The sequence below is a fragment of the Acinetobacter sp. SwsAc6 genome, assembly GCF_013391565.1.
In the GTDB taxonomy this organism is placed as follows: domain Bacteria; phylum Pseudomonadota; class Gammaproteobacteria; order Pseudomonadales; family Moraxellaceae; genus Acinetobacter; species Acinetobacter cumulans.
Genome location: NZ_JACAXE010000004.1, coordinates 60308 through 75717 on the forward strand (window position 1 = coordinate 60308; position 15410 = coordinate 75717).

Annotated in this window: 16 protein-coding genes; 9 read left to right on the forward strand and 7 right to left on the reverse strand. The window is 41.4% G+C overall.

The annotated features are described in order from the left end of the window. Positions 1–76 precede the first annotated feature (76 nt). The 6 genes from HYG93_RS04005 to HYG93_RS04025 form a co-directional block, all read right to left on the reverse strand. Positions 77–1186: a glycosyltransferase family 4 protein gene (locus HYG93_RS04005; protein WP_106985391.1), complete on the reverse strand. Its 1110-nt coding sequence runs from the start codon at positions 1184–1186 to the stop codon at positions 77–79. 30 nt (positions 1187–1216) lie between these two features. Beyond that, positions 1217–2152 (reverse strand): lauroyl acyltransferase, encoded by a 936-nt coding sequence (locus HYG93_RS04010; protein WP_106985392.1) that lies wholly within the window; start codon positions 2150–2152, stop codon positions 1217–1219. A gap of 104 nt (positions 2153–2256) precedes the next feature. Beyond that, positions 2257–3018, reverse strand: coding sequence for a 3-oxoacyl-ACP reductase (locus HYG93_RS04015; protein WP_106985393.1), 762 nt, complete (start codon positions 3016–3018; stop codon positions 2257–2259). Between the two features lie 107 nt (positions 3019–3125). Continuing rightward, positions 3126–3410 (reverse strand): hypothetical protein, encoded by a 285-nt coding sequence (locus HYG93_RS19295; protein ID WP_256733381.1) that lies wholly within the window; start codon positions 3408–3410, stop codon positions 3126–3128. A gap of 61 nt (positions 3411–3471) precedes the next feature. Beyond that, positions 3472–3645: a hypothetical protein gene (locus HYG93_RS19300; RefSeq protein WP_256733382.1), complete on the reverse strand. Its 174-nt coding sequence runs from the start codon at positions 3643–3645 to the stop codon at positions 3472–3474. A 177-nt stretch (positions 3646–3822) separates the two neighbouring features. After that, entirely contained in the window at positions 3823–5721 is a 1899-nt protein-coding gene (locus tag HYG93_RS04025) for an ATP-binding cassette domain-containing protein (protein ID WP_178961876.1), read from the reverse strand. A gap of 34 nt (positions 5722–5755) precedes the next feature. On the opposite strand from HYG93_RS04025, the gene HYG93_RS04030 reads away from it, so the two are divergent. From HYG93_RS04030 to HYG93_RS04060, 7 genes are all read left to right on the forward strand, one after another. Then, entirely contained in the window at positions 5756–6001 is a 246-nt protein-coding gene (locus HYG93_RS04030; RefSeq protein WP_106985396.1) for a SlyX family protein, read from the forward strand. 197 nt (positions 6002–6198) lie between these two features. Then, complete coding sequence (locus tag HYG93_RS04035) at positions 6199–7191, forward strand: hypothetical protein (RefSeq protein WP_178961878.1); 993 nt, start codon at positions 6199–6201, stop codon at positions 7189–7191. A 332-nt stretch (positions 7192–7523) separates the two neighbouring features. Beyond that, positions 7524–7973 carry a hypothetical protein gene (locus HYG93_RS04040; protein WP_106985398.1) on the forward strand — a complete coding sequence of 150 codons (450 nt, stop codon included), beginning with the start codon at positions 7524–7526 and terminating at the stop codon, positions 7971–7973. A gap of 32 nt (positions 7974–8005) precedes the next feature. After that, entirely contained in the window at positions 8006–10648 is a 2643-nt protein-coding gene (gene topA, locus HYG93_RS04045) for a type I DNA topoisomerase (RefSeq protein ID WP_120365176.1), read from the forward strand. Between the two features lie 97 nt (positions 10649–10745). Further along, positions 10746–11729 (forward strand): NYN domain-containing protein, encoded by a 984-nt coding sequence (locus HYG93_RS04050; protein WP_178961880.1) that lies wholly within the window; start codon positions 10746–10748, stop codon positions 11727–11729. Positions 11730–11735: 6 nt separating this feature from the next. Continuing rightward, a complete protein-coding gene (locus HYG93_RS04055) occupies positions 11736–12497 on the forward strand; it encodes a hypothetical protein (protein WP_120367160.1) in 762 nt (253 codons plus the stop codon). Positions 12498–12626: 129 nt separating this feature from the next. After that, on the forward strand, positions 12627–13199 hold the full coding sequence (locus HYG93_RS04060; RefSeq protein ID WP_178961882.1) for an HdeD family acid-resistance protein: 573 nt from the start codon (positions 12627–12629) through the stop codon (positions 13197–13199). A 56-nt stretch (positions 13200–13255) separates the two neighbouring features. Here the strand turns inward: HYG93_RS04060 and HYG93_RS04065 are convergent, their stop codons facing one another. Then, positions 13256–13705 (reverse strand): carboxymuconolactone decarboxylase family protein, encoded by a 450-nt coding sequence (locus HYG93_RS04065; RefSeq protein ID WP_117006811.1) that lies wholly within the window; start codon positions 13703–13705, stop codon positions 13256–13258. Positions 13706–13786: 81 nt separating this feature from the next. Between HYG93_RS04065 and HYG93_RS04070 the strand changes: the two genes are divergently transcribed. Further along, on the forward strand, positions 13787–14917 hold the full coding sequence (locus HYG93_RS04070) for a glycerate kinase (RefSeq protein ID WP_117006810.1): 1131 nt from the start codon (positions 13787–13789) through the stop codon (positions 14915–14917). Positions 14918–14935: 18 nt separating this feature from the next. After that, positions 14936–15265: a hypothetical protein gene (locus tag HYG93_RS04075; protein WP_117006809.1), complete on the forward strand. Its 330-nt coding sequence runs from the start codon at positions 14936–14938 to the stop codon at positions 15263–15265. Positions 15266–15410: the final 145 nt, after the last annotated feature.

The following is a 15410-nucleotide window of genomic DNA, read 5'->3' on the forward strand; positions in this document are numbered from 1 at the left end:
CGAAGACCCTATTTGAAAGCCATCAGACCATGAAAAGCCGACAGCTATGTGTCGGCTTTTGATGATTATGAGCTTGTTAGTTTGAAGCCTGAACAACTTGTTTGTACAGCGCTAAAGTTTGATCACACATTTCTTTTAAGCTAAAGCTTGTGACTTCTGCGACCTGTTGTGGCGTGTCAATGTGTTGTTGAATGGCGTGTATTAATGCCACTTGATCATCTACATTAATCAGACCTTGTGGGTATAAACGGCTTAAAATTTCTGCAACACCGCCACGCTTCCAGCCAATAACGGGCGTACCTAAAGACAGGGCTTCAAGTGCGGTGCGACCAAAAGTTTCGGCTTGATTTGATAAAGATAAAACCACATTAATTAATGCCAGCCATTCACGAATATCTGAGCGATGACCCACAAAAGTGATGTGCTCGGTGAGTCCTTTCGTGGCAATGGTGTTTTGCATTTCTTCTAAATAGGCTGCCTTTTTAGGATCTGCACCACCGACAACCACTGCATGTAACTGTGGATATTGGCTATGCAGTTGTTGCATCAAATCAATTAGGGTTTCATGTCCTTTGAGGCGGGTAATCCGACCTGGTAAGCAAATTAAAAATTTATTTTCCAATTGTGGAAAATCTTTATAGGTGTTGATCATCCACTGGGCTGAGGGTTGGTAGCCATGTGGGAAGGCCACAGGATCAATACCGCGGAAAATTCTGACAATATCTTGGGGGGGACAGTTTTTGTAATTATCCTGAATGTACTGCACCACGCTGTCCGATACCGCAATGACTTTTTCGGCTTGCGTCATAATTTGGCTATAGCGATTAATCGAGTAAAAGCCATGCACTGTACTAATCAGGTGCGGACGCTTATGTGCAGGAATACCTTTGAGCGCAAAATGTGTCAGCCATGCAGGCACACGTGAGCGTACATGTAGAATGTCTGGTTGTTCTGCTTCAATGAGCTGACGTAATGGACGAATTTGCCACAGGCTAGAGAGCGCTTTTTTATGAATTGCCAAAGTGCAATGTTTAGAGCCTTCCGTTTCTAATTGGTTGACTAAACGCCCACCATGCGACACCACCAAAGATTCATGACCGTCTGCAACCAAGGCACGCGCGATTTCTAAGGTGCCGCGTTCTACGCCACCGCTGTTTAATTCGGGTAAGAGCTGCATGACTTTCATGAATATTCTCTACTGATCAAGGTAAGTGTTTTAGTAAATTTCGTCGTAGCCTTCTGGGCGACTTTTAAAGCGACGGTGAAACCACATATATTGAGTGGGCGCAATACGAAGCTGATTTTCAATAATTTTATTCACACGAATTGCATCTTCGACTTCATCTTCACTCGGTAGATTGTCTACAATCGGCTCAAGTAAAACATGATAGCGCGGATCTTTAATATCACCTGTGCGGTAAAAATACAGTGGAATAGCCACTGATTTTGAAATTTTAAGCAAGCGACGGTGCGCCGTAACCGTGGCAGCAGGAACACCAAAGAACGGTGCCATCACGCCTTGTTTGAGTCCAAAATCTTGGTCTGGACTATACCAGATGGCATGGCCATTTTTTAAATTGCGAATTAAGCCACGCATATCGTCATGATCAATTTGGTTGGCATAAATGGTACTACGGCAACGGTAAATCAGCATGTCGAGCAGTGGGTTATTTTGCGGGCGATACACCACATCGGGTTCAAAATATTGAGCGCATAGATAACCACCTGCATCGAGCAACGTAGAATGCGTACCTAAGAGTAATACGCCTTTGCCTTCGGCTTGAGCCTGTTGCAGATGCTCTAGACCTTCAATGCTCACCCGATTTTTAAACCACTGCGGGCTATACCATGCATTGAGGGTTTCAAATATGCCAATCATTTGATCGATAAAAACTTGACGAGCATTGTGCTGAACTTCTTCTGCTGACCATTCTGGAAAGCAAACTTCTAAATTACGTAGCGTTGTTTTACGACGTGACTTTAAATGTTTAAATGCTGTATTGCCCAAGATTTTGGCCAAACGGTGCTGAATGGCCCAAGGCAAAATGGCCAAGATCATCAGGAATACAATGCCAATCCAAATTCCCCAATATTGGGGCAATAAAAAGGACCACTGAAATTCACCGGGTTGGTAATCTGGCTGTTGGCTCATAAAAAAGAAGGGTATGCAGGTTAAATATAGGATTCAGTTTAGCATGAAGCTGAATTGAAAGAGAAAGTTCAACCTGCACACAAGGTTGAAAATAGCGACTTGCTTTAACCTTTGACTAAGCCACCATCAACAATGAGGTTTTGACCTGTTACCGCACGTGAATAAGGTGATAAGAACATGAGAATCGCAGCGGCAAATTCGTCTGGTGTGGTTACACGGCGTAGCGGGGTAGAAGATGCAATTAAGTCAAAAACAAAATCTGGCGTTGCTTTGCTGGCATCGGTGCTTTGCAGTAAACCACCTGATAGCATATTGACGTTAATGCCATATTGGCCCAAATCTTGCGCTGCTGTACGGGTAAAAGCCAATAATGCAGCTTTGGCGGTGGTGTAGTCATGATAAGGCACGACAGGGTTTTGGACTAAATTGGTTCCAATATTCACAATGCGGCCAAAGCCTGCTTGTTTCATATCGGCAAGGGCTGCTTGTGTGGTATAGAGTGCAGCCAATACAGCGCCATCAAATTGGCGCGTCATGCCTTCAGCAGTGAGGTCTTCTAGCTTTGGGCGTGCATCACCATTAAATTCAAAATGTACCAAAGCATTGTTAACAACGGAATGAATGGCTGTCCCAAAGTGTGCTTTAGCTTGTGCAAATAAACGTTCAACTTCGGCTTTGTTGGTCACATCGGCTTGCACTGCAAATACTTGCTTTGGGTGCTGTGCCATCAATTGCGCCGCTGTGTGTTGGCTTGAATGATAGTTCACCACCACTTTTGCGCCTTCTGCAATCAGTGCTTGTGTAATGGCTAAACCGAGTCCACGTGCACCACCAGTCACTAAGACAATTTGATCACGAATGTGCATATTTCCATCCTTTTTCAGCATTCTGCATTGCACCATAGCAAGCTTTGGGATGAAAACCAAAGTTGATTGAAGTCAGAATCACCAATCAGGTTCTTTTCAATATGTATTTAACTAAGATGTGATATTTTGCTCAAAATCGCTAAGGAAATTTTTTCAATTAAAAAAGCGACAAGACAGCCAATCAAGCAGTAGGCAATTCTTAATAATGCGCCATCAATTGTGTGGTGACCAACGTCGTACACGGTGACAATCAAAAAGCTCGATAATGCAATGCCAGTAAATTGGCTGGCCTTACAGCTTACGCAAATAATGGTGGTGAGGGTAATGCCGATCACCAAAAATAAGTATTCCAAATTAATATAATAGAGGTGTAAAAAACTGGCTTTGGACATGGCAATCCAAATGATAATTCCGACCACTGAGCCAATAAAATTGCCCGTGACTTGGTTAAAGTTAATTTTTTTGTTTTAAGTCATATTGCAGGGTGAAAAATGCAGTTAATGAGCCCCATAAAAAGAAATTGGTGTCTTTGTCTTTATCAAAAATTAATGCCAGTAAAACCATGATAATGGCACAAGATAAAATTTTGACCACATACACGGTATTGGCAAAGTCTTTTGAATGCATACGGGTCCTAGGCTGGGCCAAATCAGTGGATTGGTTGAAGTTAAAGTGAATGCGAGATGTCCATCATCTTAATGCAATCTTAAGGCTTATTTTGAAGCAAAATGTGCTGTTAGAAGATCGCTTTTTCAGTTCACAAAAAAACGCCACGTGAAGTGGCGTTTTTTTGTGTGCGTAGAATTACTTGGTCATATTTTCCAATTCTTCTAAGCGCTCCATTTTTTCTAACATCAGATCATCAATTTCAGCCAAACGCTGTGAAGCTTGAGTCGCTGCATCTGCATCTTTCATAAACCAAGAGCCATCTGCAAGCTTTTCAGAAAGCTGTGCTTGCTCTTGCTCTAAGGCTTCAATTTCGGCAGGGAGTTGATCCAGTGCACGTTGGTCCTTATAACTCAACTTCACTTTTTTTGCAGGAGCAGTGGCTGCAGCTTCCGCTTTAGCTACGGCTTTTTTTACAGCACTTTTTTGATCAACCACTGTTTGATCTGGACGTTGCTCTAAATAATCTTGATAACCACCCACATATTCATCAATGGTGCCTTTACCATCAAATACCCATGTAGAGGTCACAACGTTGTCCATAAATGCACGGTCATGCGAAATCAACAACAAAGTGCCTTTGTAGTTGCCGAGCATTTCTTCAAGCAGCTCTAAGGTCACCATATCTAAGTCGTTGGTTGGCTCATCCATCACAATGAGGTTAGATGGTTTAAGTAAGAGTTTAGCCAATAAGATACGGTTACGTTCACCACCAGACAGTGCTTTTACTGGCGTACGCGCACGTTCTGGAAAGAATAAAAAGTCTTGTAAGTAGCTGTAAATATGACGACGGCTACCATTTACATCGACATGATCAGAACCTTCAGATACGTTATCTTTTACTGATTTTTCAAGATCAAGTGCATTACGTAATTGGTCAAAGTATGCCACTTCAAGTTGCGTACCTGTTTTTACCACGCCAGTGTGTTCTTGCTCGCCTAAAATGGCTTTAATCAGTGTTGTTTTACCCACACCGTTATCACCTACTAAGCCAATACGATCGCCACGCAATACCAATGCAGAGAAATCTTTGATAATTGGTGCATTGTCGCCAAAGCGTACGCTTAGGTTATCAATTTCGAATACCACTTTGCCTGAGCGACTCGCTTCTTGCGTCGCCATCGTCACTTTACCTTGTTGTGAACGACGTGCTTTGGATTGCTCGCGAAGTTCTTTTAAAGCACGAACACGGCCTTCATTACGCGTACGACGCGCTTTAATGCCTTGGCGAATCCAGACTTCTTCTTCAGCTAGGCGTTTGTCAAACAGTGCATTTTGCTTTTCTTCAGCTTCCATTTGCTGTGCTTTGAGGTCGAGGTAACGTGAATAGTTACCTTCATAGCTACGCAAAATACCGCGGTCTAATTCAACAATACGTGTAGCTAGACTGTCGACAAATGCACGGTCATGCGAAATAAACAATAAAGTTAAATTGTTTTGATCGAGTAAGAACTTTTCTAACCATTCAATGCTTTCAACATCCAAATGGTTGGTTGGTTCGTCGAGTAATAACACATCAGGTTGTGTTAATAGAGCACGTGCCAAGAGCACACGACGTTTACGACCACCAGATAAGTCTGAAAGGTCTGCCTCTGGGTCTAGGCCCATTTTGCTTAAAATGGCATTCACTTTAGTTTCAAGTGACCAGCCATCATGTAAATCCATTTGATGTTGCAATTCGCCCATGCGTTCGCAAGCATCCATATCACCCAGTACACATGATTCGCTGGCTTCATGGTAGGCTTTTAAAATTGCGGCTGCTTCACCCGCACCTTCGGCAACGATATCTGCAACTTTACCTGATGACATGGGTACATCTTGCGTCAACATCGAAATGGTGATGCCGTTTTGTAGCGCAATTTCACCATGATCGGGCAATAAACTTCCCTCAATCAGTTTAAGTAAAGTAGACTTACCTTCACCATTACGGCCAATCAAACACACTCGTTCGCCGCGTTCTAAGTTAAAATTCGCGCCGTCGAGCAAGGCAGGTCCACCAAACGCTAGTTGGACATCCCTTAAAGTAATATAGGCCATAATGTTTCCTGAAAATCTCAAATGAGGACTTAAAATGACTAAACAACAGAATTTGGATAATCAGGCGTCATTTTCCGCACCCATTGAAGATTTGCAAGTCCGAATTGCATTTTTAGACGATTTAGTTGAACAACTGAATGATCAAGTCGCACTTCAATCGGTGGAAATAGCTAATTTAAAGAAGCAGATGCAGCTACTTTACCAGCGCGTTGAGTCTGCAGATTTATCTGAAGGAATTGCAGCCTTCGATCCAATGACCAATCGCCCACCACACTATTAATGGCCAGATACATACTGGATAAATGCGAATAAATATCATAGATGCGCGTTTTTCAATGGAAAACGCTTCTGTGTGTTTGACATTGCATTTGCTAAATTCATGATGATTTACAATTCCTGAATAAGATCGCTTGACCTTTGCGGTATGTACCGCTGTAATGCGCATCTGAATAAAATTCCTGCACGATTTTTCTGATTATGAGTTCCAAAGCCGTATTGCTTGATTTAGAAAATAATATGCCAACGGCCAGTCTGTTGCGCGAAATTATTGAACATTATCCTGTTTTATATCTATTGAATTGCAAAGGATATTTTGAATATTCGCTTGAGGATTTAACCGAATTTTCAAGCTGGGTCAGCAGTGGGAAGATTATTATTCTAGACACGCCAAGTGCGGCGCAAAAAGAATTTGAATATGCTGTTGTGGTTGGGCAATTAATGGCTTTATTGGAGTCAGACAGTCATGTCGAAATTATCTCGGCGATGGACAGTAGCGAAATGCTATTAGATATGCTGAGTAATGCAGATATTTCATGTAGCTTAATTCAAATTCAAGAAGACATACCTGCCACTCACAGCGAACCGCATCATTTGCCGAGTGTAAGCACCATTAAGGCGAAACCACATTTGCAATTGGTGAAAAAATATTGCGATGCTTTAGGTAAAATGACAGGTAAGCCAAATACGGTTGAAGCACTGAGAAATTCAGTTGAAAACATCTTGCAAGTTTTGCCAGAAAAAGCACAGCATTTGGTGGGAATGTTGATTAACCTGAAAATTGTAAAGCGCTATGATGAGCAGGTGAATTTCCGTAAAAAGATACTCAAACAGTGGCTAAAACTGGATTTAGAGCAAACGGAATCGGTTGCACCTGTGAGCAATTTAAGTGACGCTATGGCCCAGCTAAATAAACCTACAGGCGAAGAACAATCAGTAGGGGATTCTGATATACAAGTACTGGATTTATATCGCAACTTTGCGCAAGTTGACCCCGTACAGTTGGAAGTCATTAAAAAACTTAACCTGTTAAATGCGCAAAAACCCAAAGATATTTATGCGCTACGTGATGTGCTGAGTGAAATGTTCCCGCAATCTGATATTCGTTTATTACTCAAAGAATTATTGGATAAAGGTTATATTTATTGGAATGGTCATGAAGTCATTTATAGCCATGAAATGTTTTTAAATTAATGCGCATGTCGATCCAAGGCGGTTTTAAAAAATCGCCTTTTTCATGCCTACGATTTCGCTGGTTGTTAGAGATGCCCAATAAATCATCAGTGTTTTACGTGATTGTCACAGAACGCGAATAAAAGCTTGTTTTAACATAGGCCAGTTTTTTAGAGGACAGGCCTTTTTAGACGACACGCTGTGTGAAGAAAAGGTGGAATGGCACAAAAGCCGTGCAAATCAAAGGATTCATTTTATCGAAAATGAACAAATAAGCTGAGCATTAATTATTTTGATCTTGCCTTTTATATTGTGCTTGTGCAACTCTAATAAAGGAACGTAAAGGTTGTGCTATGGAAAATACTGGAATTTGGATTACAGTCTTCATTGTTGTGTTTGTGTTAGGGTCTATTTTTGGACTTCGGGTCAATCCTCGTGAAAAGGCTTTGGGCATTATGCGTGATAAGGCGCGAAAAATGTCTTTGCACCCGCGTTTGGTGGCCGCACCAGAGTGGACAAAAATCCCAATGGCGTCTGAGAAACGTGCCAGTATGGTGGCGTACTACAGTGTTTTAATTCCAGATGCCCGCTTGCCCTTAATGCGTGCGCGTGTGGTCGATCAAAAACTAGAATTGGTGTATGGCGACGACAAGTTTAAGGATTTACCCGTTGCATTAAAGGGCATTTATGCTATTGATATGCAGGCGAACTGTGTGGGTATATTCTGGGATGAAGAATCAGACCTCAGAGCAACACAGCTTGAAGATATGAAAGCATATTTACATTCTTTGGCTGAACTTTAATTATTTAAATAAAACAGGATTAATGGTTAATTATGGCGAACGCTCCTCGGTCCACATCAAAAAGCAGCACAGCGCAATCTCCCGAAGCTGGTAAGAAGCGTGCCTTGGTGATTGTGGAGTCGCCTGCAAAAGCGAAAACAATCAATAAATATTTAGGTTCGGATTACATTGTTAAATCATCTGTGGGTCACGTACGTGACTTACCAACAGGTGGTTCAGCAAAAACTGCAGAAAAAAAACCTGCAACTCGTACCAAATTAACCGATGAACAGAAGGCTGAAAAAGCTCAAAATGCTTTGGTTAATCGTATGGGGGTTGACCCAGAACATGATTGGAAAGCGCATTATGAGGTGCTTCCTGGTAAAGAAAATGTCGTTTCAGAACTGAAAAAGCTTGCTTCGCAGGTTGACGAGGTTTATCTCGCAACGGACTTGGACCGTGAAGGGGAAGCGATTGCTTGGCACTTAAAAGAAGTGATTGGTGGTGACGATTCACGTTATCAGCGTGTGGTATTTAACGAGATCACCAAAAATGCCATTCAAGAAGCCTTTAAAAATCCATCGCGCTTAGATACCAACAAAGTGAATGCACAGCAAGCACGTCGTTTCTTAGACCGTGTTGTTGGCTTTATGATTTCGCCATTGCTGTGGGAAAAAATTGCCCGTGGTTTATCGGCAGGTCGTGTACAGTCTGTTGCGGTTAAGCTGGTGGTCGAGCGTGAACGAGATATTCGTGCGTTTATTCCAGAGGAATACTGGCAAGTCTTTGCAGATACCAAATCTGCAAAAGATGACATTCGCTTAGAAGCAGTAAAGCAAAATGGCAAAACACTTAAACTTCAGAACAAAGCGCAAACTGATGCGTTATTAAATCTGATAAAAGATGCCAACTATACCGTTTCAGCACGTGAAGATAAGCCAACCAAGGTCAATCCAAGTGCGCCGTATATCACTTCAACATTGCAACAAGCAGCCAGCACGCGTTTAGGTTTCTCTGTGAAGAAAACCATGATGCTGGCACAGCGTTTGTATGAAGCAGGTTTTATTACCTATATGCGTACAGACTCAACATTCTTGAGTGATGATGCGGTAAATATGGTTCGTGGCCATATTGAGTCTGAGTTTGGTGAGAAGTATTTACCAGCCAAGCCAAATCGTTATGGCAACAAAGCCGGTGCACAAGAGGCCCATGAAGCGATTCGTCCTTCAACTGTGGGCTTAAAAGGCGATAGCTTAGTGGGTGTAGAGCGTGATGCTCAACGCTTATATGACCTCATTTGGCGTCAGTTTGTGGCGTGCCAAATGACGCCAGCAGAATATTTATCTTCGACTATTTTAGTGGATGCCAATGGCGTAGAACTTAAAGCCAAAGGTCGTACCTTAGTGTTTGATGGTTTTACCAAAGTACGTGGGCAAAACAAATCTGATGATGATGTACTGTTGCCTGCGGTGAAAGTCGGTGAAGTGCTTAAACTTGAAAAGTTAGATCCATCACAGCACTTTACTAAGCCACCAGCACGCTTTACTGAAGCATCATTGGTCAAAGAGTTAGAGAAAAAAGGCATTGGCCGCCCATCGACTTATGCCGCTATTATTTCAACCATTCAAGACCGTGGTTATGTGAAGCTTGAAAACCGTCGTCTCTTTGCAGAGAAGATGGGTGAGATTGTGACAGACCGCTTGGATGAAAGTTTTAATAACCTAATGAATTATGACTTTACCGCAGACTTAGAAGGTCAGCTGGATAAAGTTGCAGATGGCGAGCGTAATTGGAAAGAGTTACTGAATAGCTTCTATGGTGATTTCAAAACACGTTTAACCAATGCGCAAGGTGAAGGCGGTATGCGCCGTAACTTACCTGTAGAAGTTGCAGCTGTTCACTGTAAAGAATGTGAACGTCCAATGCAGATTCGTACGGGTACGACGGGCGTTTTCTTAGGGTGTTCAGGCTATAACTTGCCACCTAAAGAGCGTTGTAAAGGCACATTAAACTTAACACCTGTTGAGTCCTTAGCGGCATTATCTGATGATGATGCAGCAGAAACAGCGGACTTAATGTCGAAAAAACGCTGTCCGATCTGTGAAACAGCGATGGACAGCTACGTGATTGACGGCGGTCGTAAATTACATATTTGTGGTAATAACCCAGACTGTAATGGTTTTGAGCTTGAAGAAGGTGAGTTCAAAATTAAGGGTTATGATGGTCCAACCATTCCATGTGACAAATGTGATGGCGAGATGCAACTGAAAACTGGTCGCTTTGGCCCGTATTTCGCGTGCACAAGTTGTGATAACACGCGTAAAGTGCTGAAGAATGGTCAAGCTGCACCACCGCGTGTTGATCCAATCAAGATGGAACATCTCCGTTCAGTAAAACACGATGACTACTTTGTTCTTCGTGATGGTGCTGCAGGTTTATTCTTGGCTGCTAGCAAGTTCCCGAAAATTCGTGAAACACGTGCGCCAAAAGTAGCCGAGCTACGCAGTGTTGCAGAACAACTGGATCCAAAATATCAGTTTATTTTACAAGCACCAGATGTAGACCCTGAAGGTAATCCAACCTTGGTGAAATTTAGCCGTAAGAACCAAGCACAATATGTAGGTTCTGAAACGCCTGAAGGGAAACAAACCAAGTGGTCATTGGTTTACCAAGATGGAAAGTGGATTGAAGCGTAAATTTTAAGATGTAAAAAATGCTGGCGATTGCCGGCATTTTTTATGGCAATATAAATAAAGGCAACAATTTGAAATAAATAATTTTTTGTGGGGAAAGATGGAATTACAAACTAAAAAATTTGCAGTTTTGATCGATGCTGATAACTCATCTATACAGGCGATACCTTCGGTACTTGAAGAAGTCGCAAAATACGGAATAGCTAGTGTCAAGCGAGTATATGGTGATTGGAGTAGTGAAACATTAAAAAATTGGAGAGATGTTTTACTTCCTCATGCAATTACGCCTGTACAGCAATTTGCCTACACAAAAGGTAAAGATGCTACGGATATGATTTTAATTATTGATGCGATGGATTTATTGTATGCAGGCGCATTAGATGGTTTTTGCATTGTTTCAAGTGATAGTGATTTTACGCCATTAGCATCCCGTATTCGTGAAAACGGGCTTACTGTTTTTGGTTTTGGAAAAAAAACTACGCCAGAAGCATTTAAGAAAGCATGTGATAAATTTATTTCGGTTGAAAATCTGCTCACAGTTGAAAAAGAAGAGATGAGAGAGGCAACTGATCTAACAGATCGTAAGAATAATATTAAAGAGCCATTAAAAAATGAAAAACTCGAAAAAGAAAATTTAAAATTAGATATAGATAAAGCTACATTAAATTTGATTTATAAGGCTGTGAAAGATAATTCAGACGACAGTGGATGGGCTTATTTAGGTTTAGTTGGGGGGTATATTAATGCGGTAAAGCCTGATTTTGATACAAGAAACTATGGATCAGATAAGCTTTCAACATTAATTAAGGCACTAGGTGTGTTTGAGACCAAAATGAAAGGTAGCCAAATGTACCTTCGGAAAAGTAGTTTTAGCTCTTTTATACGGCTAGTTCAAAAAGCAATTAATATATATGCCGTCAATGATGGTTGGGCAAAAATGTCAGATGTTATTGAATACTTAAAAAAGACAGATTTAAATATAAGAAATTATGAGGAAGCAATTGAGACAATTCATTCAGGATGGATTGATTTTAAAGATATTGAAAAAAACAAATATATTAAAGTAAATCGTGTCTTGGTTTAAATTAACATGTGGAAAAAAATAAGAATTCTGTGCTTATTAATCGTGTTGGGGATTGTTGCTCTCAACGCGTATAGAGATAAAAATCAGGATTGGAACAAGCCTGTATTTGTATTATTACATCCAATTAATGCCGATGGTTTAGCGACAACCCAGACCTATATCCAACATCTTTCGGAGCGAGATTTAGATGGCGCACAGCAATATTTACAAAACTATGCGCAGCAATTTCGTGGGCAACCGACCTATTTTTACTTCCGTTTAGGACGTGAGTTGAAACAGTTGCCTCCCAAAGTACCCGATCAGGCCAATATTTTAGATGTCATGTTATGGAGCTTAAAGTTCCGTTTTTATGCATGGAACAATCAGCAAAAAAGTGATGGTCCTGCCAGCTTAACGCTGTATCTAAATTATTATGATCCGCGCCAAACGCGAGAGTTAAAGCATTCAACAGCACTTGAAAATGGACGCATCGGCTCAGTGAATTTATTCGCATCCAAAAAGCAAAGTGCGCAAAATAAAATTGTCTTGGTACATGAGCTTTTACATGCCTTTGGCGCAACCGATAAGTATGATTTAGCAACGGGGCAACCGATTTTTCCGCAGGGTTATGCGTATCCAGAACAGTTACCGCGCTATCCACAGGCTAAGGCTGAACTCATGGCTGGGCATATTCCAGTTTCAGCGACGCAAAGTAAAATGCCAGAGCATTTAGCGCAAACATTGATCAATACACAAACAGCACAAGAAGTCGGTTGGCTCAAACCTTAACTATGGATAACTCAAATTTTATCCACAGTCCTAAGTATGATTTGATGGAAAACTGTGTATAACTTTTGGACTTTTGCTTAAGCACAGAACGTGTTACAACTCAATAAAGCCATCTGACTTGAGAAGAATATGAGAACAGTAGGAAATGATTTAGTTCGACATCAATTACATGAAAATCGTAAATGGTATTTAGGCTTGGGTATTTTACTGACCATTTTTGGCGTTGTCTTATTAGCCGCTTTGCCTTTTGCGACACTGTCTGTGGTGTTTATTTTTGGTGTGCTCATGATGATTGGTGGCCTGTTGCATTTTGTGGCCGCATTTAAAATTTTTGAAGGTGGGTTTCGCTGGCTTTGGGCGTTGTTTGGTCTTTTGTATTTGGTTGCTGGGTATTATGCCTTTAGTACGCCAGTCAAAACGGCCATTATCTTGACCAATATTCTGGCGATTATCTTAATTGTTGCAGGTGTGATTCGTGTCTTGAGTGCGCTTGTATTCCGCGCGATACAAGGCTGGGGTTGGACTTTATTTTCAGGTTTACTGACTTTAATTACTGGCGTGATTATTTTAATGTCATCTGATGCGCCATTTTGGGTGTTGGGGTTATTTTTAGCGGTAGATATTTTATTCCAAGGAATTAACTATCTGACTTTGGCTTCATATATTCGCCGTGAATTGCCAAAGAGCTCGGCAGATCAATAAGCTTAGAAGTAATGAGATGTAAAAAAGAGCGCTAAGGCGCTCTTTTTAGTTTGCAATTAAGGCTTCACGCTGTAGCGACTGCTAATCACAATTCGGTTCCATGCATTAATGACAATCGCTAGCCATTCAATGGCACTAATTTGTGCATCCGTTAAAAAGGGTAAAGCATCTTCATAAATCGCATCGGGCACTTGGTCTACGGCAATAAGCGTGATGGCTTCCATTAAAGCTAAAGCTGCTCGTTCTGCTTGGTCATAGTATTCAGTTTCACGCCAAGCATTCAAAAGCGCAATTCGCTCTGCGCTTTCACCTGTTTTGAGGGCATCTTGAGCATGCATCCGAATGCAAAATGCACATTGATTAATTTGTGAGGCACGGAGTTTAAGCAAATGTGCAAAGCCTTCATTCAACTGTGCTTCTTGGACTTTTTGCATGGCCAAAGCATCTAGTTCGGCAACTTTTTTATACAGTTCAGTTGCAGACTGACCCAAGTTAATTCGAGACATTTCGAACCTTTTTGATATTTAGATATACCCATTATTTTAAAACCGTTATGGTTTAGGACAAGGTTTATTTTGAGCATTGAGATGACCACTTTTGTTCTTGCTCCCGATTCATTTAAAGAAAGTCTGAGTGCGCAGCAAGCCTGTAACGCAATGCGACGTGCCATTTTAAATGTTATTCCACATGCAGATGTTATTGCCGTTCCAATGGCCGATGGTGGTGAGGGCACTGTGGATGCATTACTCAGTGTTTGCTATGGGCAAACACATGCAATCACAGTTAGAGGGCCTTTGCCTAATCAACGTATTCATACCTATTTTGGTCTTATTGATGGGGGGAAAACCGCAGTTATTGAAATGGCAAAAGCCAATGGTATTCATCTTGTGACAGTTAGGGCCCGAAATCCGTCACTGACTTCGACCTATGGCACGGGAGAAATGATCAGGGCAGCATTAGATTTAGGCGTAAATAAAATTATTATTGGCTTAGGCGGAAGCATAACCAATGATGGCGGTGCTGGTATGGCACAGGCACTCGGGGTTCAATTTTTAAATGATCAAGCTACAGAAATTGAGGTCTGTGGCGGAAATCTACATCAAGTCGTACAGGTCGATGTGACCCAACTCGATCCTCGTTTAGCACAGACCGAAATCATTATTGCCAGTGATGTCAATAACCCGTTGTGTGGTGTAAATGGCGCATCCTATATCTTTGCGCCACAAAAAGGCGCAACACAGCAGATGGTACAACAGTTAGACCAGAACCTTAGCCACTATGCTGATGTGGTTGAAGCGACACTGGGTTGTACTTTACGCAATGTTCAAGGTGCAGGCGCCGCAGGTGGACTCGGTTTTGGTCTGATGGCTTTTGCAGGCGCATCCATTCAATCAGGCATAGCGCTGATGATTGAGCAGACGAAGCTGGCGCAAAAAATTGCGCAGGCGGATTATGTGCTGACAGCTGAAGGTAAAATTGATCATCAAACCAAATTGGGTAAAACACCGTATGGCGTGGCGCAGGTGGCGAAGCAGTTCAATAAGCCTGTAATTGCTTTTGCTGGTGTGGTGGGTGAGAGTATAGCTGAACTTTATGATTTAGGATTTACGCAGATTGTTGGGATTAATCCACCAAATTGTGCCTTGGAAGATGCATTCAAAAATGCGGAAATGAACTTGCAAAAAGCGTGTGAAAATATAGCTAAATTACTGAAATAATGTTTATTGAGATCAACGATGAAAAAAATAATCTTTTTAGTGTCGATGTTGGGGCTGCAGAGTTTTGGCTTTGCTCATGCGGATGCCACTCATGAAGTGAAAGACAGATTAAAACAAGGAAATAAAACGTCTTTTCGATTTAATGATAATTCAATTCAAACAGCCGCATATCTCATTCAGCATGAAAAAGGGATTAAGGTTGTGATTGATCAAAGCGTGGATAAAAAAAGGAGTTTTCCCATCAATTTAAGAGATCAAAATTTTTTAACTTATCTTGATGTGACTACTCAGCGATTGGGTCTGAGCTATGAAGTGCTAGACAATAAAACCATCAGAGTGTATCGATAATATTTTATGCTTATTTTTAAAATACGTATAAACTAATTGGCTGATACAAAATGAAATTCAGCCACTTTTGTACCGCTACTGAGCCTTTCTTGTGATCTCAGCTTAGCTTTGTTCATCAAGTTTTCTGCATACAGCTCTGCTAAAC